Genomic DNA, 15,017 nt, shown 5'->3' with positions numbered 1-15,017 from the left:
ATGATATTGTCCTTTTGCTGATTTGGACAATAACTCAATGGTGTTAGCTATCTTTTGTACATATATCGAGAGTTAAAATTGCTGGCAAATATCAGATTGTATTTGAAGAGAAATGTCATGAATTTGTAATTTGTAAACGACTTTTTGTGATAAAAAACTTTTTGTCTTTGCCTGATTATTCCATTATTTTGCCCGCACATTGGCACAAGAAAAGAAATATCGCAAACGCACTTCCTTTTTTCCTACGGTAATGAGCATAGGCATTGTTCTTTTTCTTACCGGATTGTTGGGGTTGATTTACCAATTTTCTCACCAAATGGACGCATATATCAGAGAAAATTTTGAGATTCGTATTTATTTGCAAGATGGCACTGAAGATAAAGACGGGATTAATTTGAGTATGCAGTTCAAAGAGATGAAAGAGATTAAAAGTGCCAAATTTGTCAGCAAAGAGGAAGCTGCCCAAAAAGAGATGGAGGAGCAAGGCATTAATTTTATCGAAAGCCTTGGTTACAACCCTTTACCGCATGCCATTTTTATCACACTTCATTCGGATTATACCAATGAATCGCAAATAAATCAATTGGTCTCTAACATTAAGAAAAACAAGATTGTAGAGAGTGTCAGTTACCCCGAGAATATTTTGTCCTTGGTGAATGATAATCTCAAAACTGTAGAAGTTGTGTTGTTGATTATTTTAGCCGTATTTCTTTTTGCAGCATTGTTTGTCATTAATAACACTATCAGGCTTAATATTTTTGCCCGTAGATTTCTTATCAAAAGCATGCAATTTGTGGGTGCAACGGATGGGTTTATCATCAAACCTTTTCTCAGGATGTACCTGCTGCAAGGGCTTGCGGGTGCGCTGCTTGCCATTGTTCTGAATGCAGGTGTTTTGTTTTGGATTAACAAGACTTTTACCGGTCTGATTCAGTTCAAAGATCCAATTCCTTATGCAATTATTGCAAGTGCTTTGATTTTAATTTCAATTATCATTATTTTGCCCGCAACTTATTTTGCTTGCAGAAAATATTTAAGATTAGATATCAATAAACTATACTAACAGATACCCAAAATGGCTAAAGAAAAAAAAACTACATTGGCTAAATCTCAAACATCCAAAACTATGGAACCCATGGTTTTTGGCAAAAAAAACTATCTTTTATTAATCGTAAGTGCGGTTATTGTCATCATTGGTTTTTTACTTATGACCGGCAATGATGGTGATGTTGTGGACGTAAAAAGCAGACAGTTAACCATCGCCCCTATTGTTGTTATGCTGGGGTTTGGACTTGCAATTTATTCGGTAATTGCCAAATCACCCGAAGACAAGTCTGAGTCTGAGGAATAAACCTCGTCTTACAAATGAATTATCTTGAGGCAATTATTCTGGCCATCATAGAAGGTCTAACAGAGTATCTGCCTGTTTCATCTACCGGGCATCTCATAATAGGCACAGCACTGTTGGGAATAGAACCAACAGATTTTGTCAAATTATTTACCATTGCTGTGCAACCCGGTGCTATTCTCTCTGTTTTGGTACTCTATTGGAAAAAATTCTTTCAATCTTTTCATTTCTATCTCAATCTGCTCATTGCTTTCATACCCGCTGCCGTGTGCGGATTGCTCTTTGATGATGTAATTGATAAACTATTGGAAAGTCCTCTGACTGTAGGTATTACCTTGCTTGTAGGCGGAATTTTCTTGCTATTTGTGGATCGCTGGTTCAAGGAGAATGAAAATAATCAAAATCAGCAAGTTACATATAAGAAATCATTGACCGTAGGTCTTTTTCAGGTGTTATCCATGATTCCCGGCACAAGTCGCTCTGCCACTACAATCGTAGGCGGATTAGTTGCAAAATTGAACAGAAAAAACGCGGCTGAGTTTTCATTTTTCTTGGCAGTACCCACTCTTTTGGCAGCTACGGGATATAAATTGCTATCCTATCTTACTAAAGTCGGTTTCAGTCTAAGTACGCAAGAAATGAATGTGTTGCTGATTGGCAATATTGTATCTTTTCTTGTCGGCTTGATTGCCATAAAAGGATTTATCTCATTTCTCACACGCAAAGGTTTTGTGTGGTTTGGATGGTACAGAATGATCGTGGGTGGAGTCATTATATGTTTGATACTGATGAACAAATTGAACATGGTAATTCTGTCTTAGGGTGTAAATTTCTTTACTAAACAATAGAGCGTTAATCGTTCGCAACCTGAATGTAGAGATGGCATAGAGAACACTCTTGACAATTTATGTTTTGACAAAAGTCATTGTTTTATTCTTCGTGTTAGGAGCATGGCGAGCTGGATTGGAGCAGTCAGTGTTGATGCTCGGAGATGCTCCTTTTGACCCTATCCCACTCCCACTTGTAACAGAAACAGGATGATTAGTTATTATTAAAAAAATATTATTAACTTTGAAGTTCACTTAACCCAATACTGATATGAAACAATTATTACAATATCAAAGAGTAAGTGCGGTTTACAAGACAATACCCTTACCAAAGGCTGTATGAGCTAAAGTATTCAACCTGTTTCTGCTGAAGTTTTGAAAAAACTCCTTTCTATATTATCACTTTTCATTTCTATTCTTTCTGGTTCCGCACAAGAAACGGAGTGGATTAACGGTTTGGGAGGAAACAAAAGCAGTATTCCCTATATCACATGTGACAGCAATGGAGATATAATAATGGCAACATCTTCTTCTGTTGCTTTCACTTACAGGGGATTTTCGGTTTTAAATAATGCAGGACAAGACAACCTCATATTAATGAAATACAACCCCAAAGATTCCCTGTTATGGCTAATCAGTACTAATGTGCCTGCAAGTAGTACGATAAAACCTCTACGAGTGAATACTGACAATAACAACAATATATATATCTTGGTTCAATATTTTGGAGGACCCATTCCGTTGTCGCCTTCAATAAGTTTAGTTTCAAGTGGTGCTAATTATAGGCATGCAATCTTAAAATATTCTCCTAACGGCACATTAATCTGGAAAAGAGAATTTGGCAGAACTGATATGGATGTGTATTGGACACGTGGGATAAAAATATTTTCAGACAGGTTATACTTTACAAGCTATTATGATACAGATAACTGTAATGTCAGTTTTGAAGACGCAGTAGATACTTTTACTGTTTCAAAAGGTGCTATACTATCGTGTTACGATACATCAGGGGCTTTTCTATATGCAAATACTTTTGATGGTCTTAATGTTAGCAATTATTCCGACATTGGAGTTCTTAATCACAACAGCATTTATTTTAATGGAAGCGTTGAAAATAAAAGTATCATCGGTAACGACACGGTTTTTAGTGGAATTTACATTTGCAATATTGATAGCAATGGTTTATTGTTAAGTAAAAATTATGTGGTCAATAATACGAATATTACCTACAACAGATTTACTTTATTGGACTCAGGTGCAAGTCTGGCAAATATTGCATGGGCTTTTAATGCAATGGACAGTTTACTCTTTAATGATTCAGTCATACTAACAGACAACTATAATTATCCTACTTCAATCGTGTTTAACCAAAACAACAAATTAAAATGGCACGCTCATACTACGGCAACTTCTCCATCAGTATTCTCACCAGGAGGTGGTGTTGAAGACGGGGGGGATGGAACATTTTACATTGGAGGAAATTTGCAAGGTGGCACGGTTAATATCAAAGGAATACCTCTTGTATATCGCTCTACTGCCTTTGACCTATGTATTCTTAAATTTGATACTAAAGGGAATGTTTTATGGGGTTTTACTGATGGTGGTTTTGGCGTGAGCATTCAAGTTTCGAGTATAGCTTCTGATAAAAAGGGAAATTTTTATGTAGCTGGAATATTCTTTAATAAAATCAGATTATTTAATGACTCACTTTTAAATAAAGGTATTGCAGAATCTTTTATAGCCAAAATCACCGACTACTCCATCACTCGTGGAGAGGTTTCGGCAGGACCCTATTGTGCAGGCGACAGCATGGACATTCCATATACAAAAATGGGAAGGTACAATCCCGACAATTGGTTCATAGCTCAACTAAGTGATGAAAATGGAAACTTTGATGATACAAGTAAAGTCAGGGAACTCGGTCGCCTACAAGCAACTGAAGATAGTACCATTCGGGGTGCGTTGCCATTATTCCGAGTTTCCAGTTCAGCAAATTATAGAATCCGTGTAATCAGCACCAGTCCGCCTGTTCAGAGTTTTTATAAAAGAGACAGCTTGCGATTGTTAATTTATTCCATGGATAAAGCTGACCCCGGTCCTCCAGAAACCGTTTGTTTGGGAGATAGTTTCCAGTTGCACACTTATGGCGGAACTGTTTGGGAGTGGTCGCCCAAGTATTTAATGGACGATTCCACTTCAAGAACTCCGACAATTCTTGCAATGAAAGATACCATTTTCAAGATTGTAATTTCAGACACTTCTGGTTGCGGAGAACCTGATACCGCTTTCAAAAGGATTTTTATCAGAAACAACCCTAAAATCGTCTCAAATGCAGATACTTTTTACTCTTGCCTAAACGAAAATTTTGCGCTTGATGCATCCTTTCAAGATGGTGACAGTGCCGGTTATAACTGGACTTGGTATAATATTCCAAGAGCAAATATTTGGCGTGAAATCAAGAGTGATTCTTTCGCTTTTGTTGACACAGTTTACTACACCCACAACACCTCGACAAGGAATATTGCTTTGGTCTTAAATGACGGTTGTTCGATAAAAGAAGACACCGCTTTTTATACGATAATCCTTCATCCAAGTCGAGCAAAAGGCAAAATTTCGACTTTGGATAGCTTACAGTGTGACGGCAGTTTAGTTGAGCTATTTGGAAATATTTCTGGTGGCGATAGTGCAACTTATAGCTGGGAATGGTTTGAAATTGACGAGCAAAATCTCCCTGTTTTTCTGGATTCTGGAAAAGGGAAATTTGCTGACACAATTGGCGTTCAGCTTGATAAAAGTATTTTTGATTCTCGGAAATTTGCTTTTGTAACAAAAGATGAATGTCTTCCATATATTGACAGTAGTTTTATAGAACTAAAAATTGACCGCAGAGTTCCTAAAGCTATTGTATTTCCTCGAGATACGGCAGTCTGTCCAAGCACTTCTGCTGAAATTACAGCACAGATTTCTGATGGTAGTGGCAAGGGTTTTAGGTGGAAATGGATTGATGAAAAAGGCAATATTTTAAGCCAAGATAGTGGCAATGTTTCTGAGACAAAAACAATAATTAAACCGATTTTCAACAACCAAGATAGTCAGAGATTTTGGTTTATAGTTGAAGACATTTGCAGCCCTGAATGTGACACACAGAAATTCGTTATTTCACCGCTTCATCCTTTGGAAATCAACGAATTGTATTCCGGCAGCACCTTGCTAACTGGGACTAACGGGATGCTGAGCGGAGTCGAAGCATGTTTTGGAGCACACCTCAACTTCACTGCAAATGGAAAAGGCGGAACAGAACAAAACTACCAATGGAACTGGAAAATCTTCAACCCCGACAACAACGTAATGCTGAACTTGTTTCAGCATTTGCCTGAGGGAAATTCGGATAGTTTAACTGATTACGAGCCCTCCGAATTATTGAGAAAACTCCTTGTAACCCTTACTCTTCAAGACGGTTGCATGGCAAAAGGAGACAGTGTTTCATTTGAAGTAATAATAAGAGAACCACTTAAAGCACAGATTTTAAATTTTGCTCAAAAAAGCGCAAACGACACATCTGTTTGCTCTGGCAGTGAATTGAAATTCTTTGCATACGGAACTGGCGAAGTGGAGGAAGATTATGAATTTACTTGGCTTTTAGACGATGAGGAAATTTCAAAAGGAGATTCAGTTGAAATCAACTCCAAAGACTTTAAAAATCCGGATGCAGTTCTGATCTTGATTTTAAAAGACAATTGCTCCGTTTTGGCTGACACCCAAACAATCAATTTGCATACACTTCCGGAACTCAAAGCTGAGTTTTCAGCACCGGATACGATCTGCTTAGGCGAGGAAATTTCCTTGACAGCACAAGGCTCTGGCGGGATTTCAAAACAATATCAATTTACTTGGCTTCACAAAAAAGATGACGGAACTATGGAAGTGCTAAAAAATGCTGATACACTTGATTTGAATAGCAAATCACTTATTTCAGAAAGCCAATATTCACAATTCAACACCCGAGAAATCTTTTTAGTTTTAAGAGATAATTGCAGCTCTCCGAATGATACTTTTTCGAGGAAAATAATCATCCGACCTGAACTCAGTTTAACACTTTCAAGTTCAACAATTTGCGCTGACCCAAATGCAATTTTAACCGCAAATCCAAAAGGCGGAAATCCAAATTTTTATTCAATAAATTGGTTTGACAAAAACGGAAATCCACTTGGAAACGGACTAACGCAAACTGTTTCTCCAGAAGGCTTTGATAAGTTTAGCGCAACACTTTCTGATAACTGTTCAAGCGAAAATACAACTGCCGAAATAAAAGTGGATAGAGTTCCTGAATTGCTGACCTTAGAAAATACTCCAAGCGAAGGCTGCGAGCCGCTTCCTGTAGATTTTACATTACAAACCAATTACCCTGACAAATATGGTTTCACACTCAGCTTTGGCAACGGAGACTCCACCCACACGTTTGAAATTCCACCTACGCTGCATTACACATATCCCCACGCAGGACACTTCATTCCCTTGCTCACGCTCATCACCGCAGGTGGCTGCCAAGCCCAAGTGAGCGGACAAGCCATAGACATCTATCCCAAACCCTTTGCGGACTTCGGCTATCAACCCGAAGAACCGGACATGGACAATCCCTTGGTGAGTTTTCAGAACCGCAGCACGGGAGCGGTGTCATATCAATGGGACATAGCACCCTTTGGCACGTTCACGGATGAGAACCCGATTGTAACTTATACCGATTCGGGCTATCACAGCGTACGGCTGATTGCCGTGAGCAGCCACGGCTGCCGCGACACGTCAGACTCGCGACTTTATATCAAAACGAACTACCGCGTATTCTTCCCAAGTGCTTTCTCTCCCAACGGAGACGGCTTGAATGACACGTTCAAACCCATTGTGCGCGAGTTCTCTGAATTAGACTTCAAGGTATATAGCCGCTGGGGCGAACTGCTGTTCCACAGCCGCTCAGACGAGGCATGGGATGGCAGCAGTAATGGTCTTCAAGTGCCGGACGGAGTGTATGCCTTCACCCTGCGTGTGGTCAACGTTTTCGGAGAAACACAGTTCTTTACCGGAACGGTTACGGTGGTGCGGTAGTTTTGTAATTGTGAATTATGAATTATGAATGCGCGGTCGCTGAGAAGCCTGTCCTGAGCGCTTGTCCTGAGCGTAGTCTAAGGATAGTCGAAGGATAGTCTAAACGGAGCCGAAACACCGTTGCTTGTTTTATTATCACAAAAAATTTTGTTGCATACCCATCACTCGCCTGATAGTATAAACTTGATAAGTTTGTTTTTATAAAAAAAATAGTTTTAACTTTGAAGTTCATTTAAAACAATACCGATATGAAACAATTACTACAAAATCAAAGATTAAACGCGGTTTACAAGGCAAAGCCATTGTCTGCGACTCTATGGGCAAGAGCAATTCTCTTATTTCTGATGTTAGGTTTTTTTCGAACTGGTGAGGCGCAATCACTGTTTGCGCCAGGAAACCCACCCTTTTTGGGAGATGCACCTGTGGGGATTAATTTACCTCCTATGATATTACCTACCGCAGACCTTCATGTTAATGGAACAGTAAGGTTTGAAAACCTGCCTCCTTCATTTGGTCGGAACCGATACCTGACAACAGACCCGACAGGAAATCTCTCTTGGCAGAACGGTATTGGAGTGCAACAGGGTTTTGCCTTTGGACAGACCCTATTTTGGGACAATACAGACTGGCAAGCTACCAGTTTCTTTAACGTTAACCCTGGAGCACATAGCATAGGTATTGACACTATAAATCCGCTTGGCAAGCTACATATTAATGAAAGTGACCCTATTGGTGTTAATTATTTGAGATTTACAAGACCCGCAGGAGGAATGGCACCAATGTCGGAGGCTTGCATAGGTCAGGACGGAAGCTCAAATGCACTGCAAATCAAACAGGTTGCGCCTTATGACATACACTTATCTACATGGAATGAAACAGCCATGATACTAAAAGGGATGACTGGGTATGTTGGCATAGGAGAAATACTCAATCCTCTTGACAGGCTGCATTTGGAAGGAGACACATCAGGAAGGCTTATGACTGATAATTATATCAGGTGGACAACATTGCATGCACCAGTTGGAGCGCAGATTGGCTATGAAAAAGGGTCGTCTGTTTTTCAAATCCGTCAAAATCAAAATAGTAACATGGAGTTTTGGACGAATAACAATGCACGTATGACCATTGATAATACTGGTTGGGTGGGAATTGGAACTAATGCGCCATATGGTTTTATAGGTACTCAGATAGGTACAGCTACTCCAACAGGAAATCCCATAATATTTTCAGCAAATGGTACAGGAGAGTTTAACGGTGATTTACACATATCGGGGGCATTCTTTGAGGCTTCTGATGAAACCCTCAAAGAATCTTTCCAGAGTTTAAGCACTGACTGGAAAAGAATCCTTAGTGTTCCTGCTTACTCATACAGGTTTAAGGAAAACGGAGAGTTTAATTTCTCAATAACAATGTCTTATGGCTTCAAAGCACAGGAAGTTAAATTGCACATTCCTGAACTTGTTACCCACAACGGGAAATTTCACTTGGTAAACTACAACGGCTTTATACCTTTCTTGACACAAGGCATTCAGGAGCATGAGAACAGGCTGAACGCCATAGAGCAGAACCAAACTGTAAATTCCGAAACGAATGCAAAAATTGAAACTTTGGAAAACGAAAATGAGCAACTGAAAAGGCGTTTAGCTGCTTTGGAAGAGTTTATTTACAATCAACAGTGCGAAGGAACTGGCAACGACTTTGGACAAATAGGTACATTGGGCGAACTTCCTTCTTTGGAGCAGAACGAGCCTAATCCTTTTAGTGAAACAACCGTTATCCGTTATTTTGTTCCCAAAGGAGTTGCAACCGTAAGAGTTGAGGTAAAGAACATTGAGGGCAAAATAGTGGGTAGTTTTGTAGCACAGGGCAACGGACAAGGCAGCATTACCTTGAAAGCGGGTTCTTTAACTGCGGGGACATACTACTATAGCCTGATTATTGGCGACAGAGTTGTAGATACTAAAAGTATGATTTTATTTAAATAACCACTTGTATTAGAGAAAGGGGGGGGAGAAATGTCCCTTTTCTCTAATAATTACAAACATGAAAAAAATCCTCTCCATAGCGAGTTTGTTTGTTTTCTGTTTTTCTGTTCCTGCACAGGAAACCCAATGGCTATTTTCCATCAACAACGTAGTGCGAAGTGTGAGTCCTGTGGTGTGTAGAAATATTGACGGAAACATTGTTTTGTCCAATTCATTTACTAATACGGGTTCTTTTCAATTCAAAGGAGCTACTGTTACAACCACGAACCTGAATACAGCTACAACAACTAATTTAATGCTTTCGAGCGTAACACCCGACAGTTCATTGATGTGGGTATTCTCAACAGATGTAAATACAAATCAAAACATTGCCCCCATTGACATTACAACCGATGAGGTCGGCAATATTTATTTATTGCTTCACTACAATGGAGGAAGTATTAGTTTTTCGTCAAATATTCAGCTTTCATATCCTTCAGGCTACTCGGGAAGAAGAAATGCCCTTATCAAATTTGATAGAAACGGAAATCCTTTGTGGGCAAAAGAATATGGTAGTACAACGCTTGACCCAACAGACCAAGTAACCCATAAAATGGACTATTCTGGAGGGAGGATATATATTTATCATACTCTTAGAGGTATTATGGAATATACAGGAAGTAACCAAACATGCAGCGCAACTGACAGTTGGAATTATGGTCTTGCTGCTTATGATTCAAACGGTAGTTTTCTGTGGGTTAAGCAATATGGTTCGATTGTTGGTTCTGCTACTGCAAGAAGAGATTTAAAAGCAACCCTTTCCTCTATTTACTTTACGGCTTATTTTGACAAAGAGTATATTCACAATTCCGACACACTGCCCAAAGGCTACTACTTGATTCAGCTTGATACTGCGGGCAGACTTGCTAACTATATTTACATAAAATATGCAACACGCAACATAAGTTCTTATTCAGGAATTAAGTTTGATGTTGATACCTTTAGCGGTTCTGTTTATATGGGGTTACCTTTCCATGATTCTATTGAAATTCTTTCCCATAAGGAAATATCCAAAACAAATTTTACCAATCCACTATCTTTCTGCTTGTTAAAACTCAATAAGCAGATGGATTCCCTTGTCTGGTGTAAATGCCAGGACAGTTTATCACAAGGTTTTTTAAGTCCTGTTGCAGGATTACTGCTAGATAACAACAATCTTTACCTTGGAGGGCAGTTGACTGGCGATAGTGTATATCTTAGCAATACTTTGTTTGGCACAGGGCTAACCGCTGGTTCCAAGTTATTTATAGCCAAAGCAGATACATTAGGCAACCTCTTGTGGGGATTTGCAAACGGAAATTTAAATGTAGTGACTTCAATAAACAGTATGACAGTCGATACTGTGGGAAATTTGCTTTTAGCAGGAGTATTTGTAGGAAAAGTAAGAATATTCAACGATTCGCTTGCCAATAACAACATTGCAGGATCCTTTCTCGCCAAAATTACCGACTACTCCATCACTCGTGGAGAAGTTCTATCAGGACCTTATTGTGCGGGTGATACTTTCCTAGTTCCTTACACCAAAATGGGTAACTACGACACCGCCAATTATTTCATAGCGGAATTGAGCGATGAGAAGGGCAACTTCGAAGGCGGAGAGAGAGAACTTGGTCAAATGAAATCCACCCAAGACAGCACTATTATAGGCAGATTGCCTTTGTTCCAAGTTGCCAGTTCAGGCAATTATAGGATAAGAGTAAGAAGCACTCACCCGCCCGTGCAGAGTTTTTACAAGTTAGATAGCTTACGATTATTGATATACTCCCGCGATAAAGCCGATCCCGGACCATCGGAAACTCTTTGCTATGGAGATAGTTTTCAGTTGCATACTTATGGCGGAACCGCTTGGGAGTGGTCTCCTGCCTTTAGAATGGATGACAGTAGTTCCAGAACTCCTTGGATTTATTTAGAAAAAGATACTGTTTTTAGGATTGTGATTTCAGATAGTTCCGGTTGCGGAGAACCCGATACCGCTTTCAAACAAATTTTTATTAAAAGTAATCCCAAAATCATTACTGATAGGCTAGTAAACATCTGCAACAATACTAATATAACTCTTTCTGCGCAATTTAAAAATGGAGATTCTAGTGCTTATAAATGGACTTGGTACAATACGGAACAAGATTTTTCTTGGCAAGAATTGAAGTCCGATTCATTTGCCTACTTTGATTCCCTGAACTATATTTTTAAATCAAAGCCGGTTTCAACAAATATCGGTTTGGTTCTAGAAGACGGTTGCTCAATTGTCAAAGATACTGCCTTTGTTTTGATAAATCTAAATTCCCCGCTCGAAGTCGTGGCAGACTTACAGGATACAACTGTTTGCATTGGAGAAAAAATTCATATTAGGGCATTTGCCAATGGAGGAGATAGTCTTAATTATAATTTTAAATGGTATTTTAAAGATAGTTTGATTGGCGAAAAACAGAGTTTGGAATTTACTCCCTCGGATTATTTTATATTAGAAGATTTGCAAACATCAATTTCAAATTCCTTGAAAGTTTTTGTTTTTGATGACTGCATGGGGATTGATAGCTTTGTTGCACAAATTACAGTTAGAGCAAAACTAGAAGTATCGGTATTAGATGAATATCAAAAGAGCGCGAATGACACTTCGGTTTGCTCCGGAAGTGAATTAAAATTCTTTGCAAACGGAACTGGCGGAGTAGAGGAAGACTATGAATTTACTTGGCTTTTAGACAATGAGGAAATTTCAAAAGGAGATTCCATTGAAATCAACTCCAAGGACTTTAAAAATCCGGATGCAGTTCTGATCTTGATTTTAAAGGACGATTGCTCAATTTTGGCTGATACTCAAAAGATAAATTTGCATACACTTCCCGAACTTAAAGCTGAATTTTCAGCACCTGACACAATTTGCTTAGGCGAGGAAATTTTCTTGACAGCACAAGGCACAGGCGGGATTGAAAATCAATATCAATTTACTTGGCTTCACAAAAAAGATGACGGAAGTTTGGAAGTACTCAAAAACGCTGATACACTTGATTTGAATAGCAAAGCGCTAATTTCAGAAAGCCAATATTCACAATTTAACACCCGTGAAATATTTTTAGTTTTTAGAGATAATTGCAGTTCTCCAAATGATACTTTTTCAAAGAAAATAATCATCAGACCGGAGCTGAGTTTGACCCTTTCAAGTTCAACAATCTGCGCTGACCCAAATGCAACCCTAACCGCAAATCCAAAAGGTGGAAATCAAAATTCATATTCAATAAATTGGTTTGATAAAAATGGAAATCCACTTGGAAATGGACTAACGCAAACCGTCAGCCCGGAAGGTTTTGACAAGTTTAGTGCAACACTTTCAGATAATTGTTCAAGCGAAAGTGCAACCGCTGAAATCAAAGTTGATAGAGTTCCAGAATTACTAACTTTAGAAAACACTCCAAGCGAAGGTTGTCAACCACTTCCAGTGATTTTTGAACCAAAAACAAATTATCCTGATAAATACGGTTTTGAAATAAACTTCGGAAATAACAATTCCGAAAATGTATCCGAAGGAACTTCAAGAATTGATTACACCTACAAAACCGCAGGCACTTTCACTCCAAGCCTAAAAATCACAACTCAAAATGGCTGTGAAAAAACTATTCAAGGAACGCCCATAACCATTTATCCAAAGCCGATTGCGGACTTTTCCTATGAACCGGAATACCCAGATATGGACAATCCGTTAGTACAGTTTAAAAACCAAAGTCATGGTGCAAAATCCTATATCTGGACATTGGGCACTTATGGAGATTTCACCGCAGACAACCCGGAAATCAAATACCAAGATTCAGGTTATCACTATGTGCGCCTGATTGCAATCAGCGACAAAAATTGTTCTGACACAACAGAAAGTCAAATCTATATCAAAACCAACTACCGCGTTTTTCTTCCGAGTGCATTTTCGCCAAATGGAGATGGACTGAACGATGATTTCAAGCCGTCAGTTCGAGGATTTAGCGAACTGGATTTCCGAGTTTACAGCCGTTGGGGAGAACTGATTTTTCACTCTACAAAAGACGAAGCTTGGGACGGCACTTTCAACGGAGAACAAATGCCAGACGGGGTTTACGCGTTCACATTGAGCGTGATAAATGTTTTTGGCGAGAAACAGTTATTTAAAGGGACGGTGACGCTAATTAGATAATTATTAATGGTGAATTATGAATTATGAATGCGCGGTCGCTGAGAAGCCTGTTCTGAGCGCTTGTCCTGAGCGTAGTCTAAGGATAGTCGAAGGATAGTCTAAACGGAGCCGAAACACCGTTGCTTGTTTTATTATCACAAAAAATTTTGTTGCATACCCATCACTCGCCTGATAGTATAAACTTGATAAGTTTGTTTTTATAAAAAAAATAGTTTTAACTTTGAAGTTCATTTAAAACAATACCGATATGAAACAATTACTACAAAATCAAAGATTAAACGCGGTTTACAAGGCAAAGCCCTTGTATGTTACTCTATGGACAAAAGTCATTGTTTTATTCTTCGTGTTAGGAGCATGGCGAGTGGGAATGGGGCAGTCGGTGTTTATGCCGGGTGGTGCTCCTATTGTCCCGCTTCCTCAATCTCCTGTAGGAATCAACATCCCTCCAGCACCGGGGATAGATTTTCATGTGAATGGAAATATCAGATTCCAAGGATTGCCTAATATCGCACTTGCAAATAGCTTTCTTGCGATGGATGTTGTAGGTAATATTTTTCATCAAACAGGTTCATTGCCGTTAATGGGATCAGCTTTGGGGCAGTCATTATATTGGAGCGGTACTCATTGGCAACCTACTTCTTTTTTAAATGTTAATCCGGTAGCTAATTTCGTAGGTGTGGGGACTGCCTTCCCCGCTTTAAATCGTAATTTTACTGCCGCAGGCGGTACAGGTCCGGCAACACCTGCGCCTAATGTTGTTTTTGCTGCAAATGGATCTGCTGAGTTTAATGGAGATGTTACGTGTATTGGGAATTTCTACTTGACATCTGATGAAAACTTCAAAATGAACTTTAAGAGTTTAAATACTGACTGGCGGAAGCTACTAATTTTACAGCCTTATTCATATGATTTTAAGCGAGTAGAGGGATTAAATTTGAGTGCGACACACTCTTTTGGTTTTAAAGCGCAAGATGTCAAAAAGGTATTTCCAAGTCTCGTTTCAGAAGGGGATAGTTGTTTATCTGTAAATTATATAGGTTTTATTCCTGTTCTTACGCAAGGTGTACAGGAACATGATACTAAAATACAAGCATTGCAAATAGAAAATACAAATCTGAAGATCGAGAATCAAACTATGAATAATAGATTAGAAACATTGGAAAATGAGAAAGTTCAATTAGAAAAAAGATTAATAGCTTTAGAATCGTTTATTTTTGGCAAACAAGAAAATTCAAAGCCTTTTACCGATAATACTTTTGATCCAATAGGTGTACTGAATCGACCTGCTTTATTGGAACAGAATGAACCTAATCCATTTTCAGAAGAAACCGTTATTCACTATTTCTTACCCTACGCTAGTAACAATGCCAAAATTGAAATAAAGGATACTGAAGGTAGAATAGTTGGTTTGTTTCGTGTGACACAGGTTGGCTACGGGAATATTACAATATCTGCCGGAACATTATCGGCAGGGAATTATTTCTATTCTTTGATAATTGACAATAAGATAATTGAAAACAAGAAAATGGTTCTGTCAAAATGACCATTTTATATTGAAAGGA

At 38.8% G+C, this 15,017-nt stretch carries 7 protein-coding genes; all 7 read left to right on the top strand.

From position 1 onward, the window contains the following. The first annotated feature begins 199 nt into the window (after positions 1-199). The 7 genes from M9892_06990 (at position 200) to M9892_06960 (ending at position 14,998) form a co-directional block, all read left to right on the top strand. Entirely contained in the window at positions 200-1,063 is an 864-nt protein-coding gene (locus tag M9892_06990) for a permease-like cell division protein FtsX (GenBank protein ID MCO5254089.1), read from the top strand. 12 nt (positions 1,064-1,075) lie between these two features. Continuing rightward, complete coding sequence (locus M9892_06985; protein ID MCO5254088.1) at positions 1,076-1,351, top strand: DUF3098 domain-containing protein; 276 nt, start codon at positions 1,076-1,078, stop codon at positions 1,349-1,351. A 14-nt stretch (positions 1,352-1,365) separates the two neighbouring features. Continuing rightward, positions 1,366-2,169, top strand: coding sequence for an undecaprenyl-diphosphate phosphatase (locus M9892_06980; GenBank protein ID MCO5254087.1), 804 nt, complete (start codon positions 1,366-1,368; stop codon positions 2,167-2,169). 381 nt (positions 2,170-2,550) lie between these two features. Next, positions 2,551-7,275, top strand: a complete 4,725-nt coding sequence (locus M9892_06975; GenBank protein ID MCO5254086.1) for a gliding motility-associated C-terminal domain-containing protein — start codon at positions 2,551-2,553, stop codon at positions 7,273-7,275. A 248-nt stretch (positions 7,276-7,523) separates the two neighbouring features. Continuing rightward, the gene (locus M9892_06970) at positions 7,524-9,260 is read left to right on the top strand and encodes a tail fiber domain-containing protein (GenBank protein MCO5254085.1); all 1,737 of its coding nucleotides are present in this window, start codon (positions 7,524-7,526) and stop codon (positions 9,258-9,260) included. Between the two features lie 58 nt (positions 9,261-9,318). After that, a complete protein-coding gene (locus tag M9892_06965; protein MCO5254084.1) occupies positions 9,319-13,455 on the top strand; it encodes a gliding motility-associated C-terminal domain-containing protein in 4,137 nt (1,378 codons plus the stop codon). A gap of 247 nt (positions 13,456-13,702) precedes the next feature. Next, the gene (locus tag M9892_06960; GenBank protein ID MCO5254083.1) at positions 13,703-14,998 is read left to right on the top strand and encodes a tail fiber domain-containing protein; all 1,296 of its coding nucleotides are present in this window, start codon (positions 13,703-13,705) and stop codon (positions 14,996-14,998) included. Positions 14,999-15,017 lie beyond the last annotated feature (19 nt).

The organism is Bacteroidota bacterium, assembly GCA_023957335.1.
In the GTDB taxonomy this organism is placed as follows: domain Bacteria; phylum Bacteroidota; class Bacteroidia; order NS11-12g; family UBA955; genus JALOAG01.
This window is presented reverse-complemented; position numbering and strand designations above follow the sequence as displayed.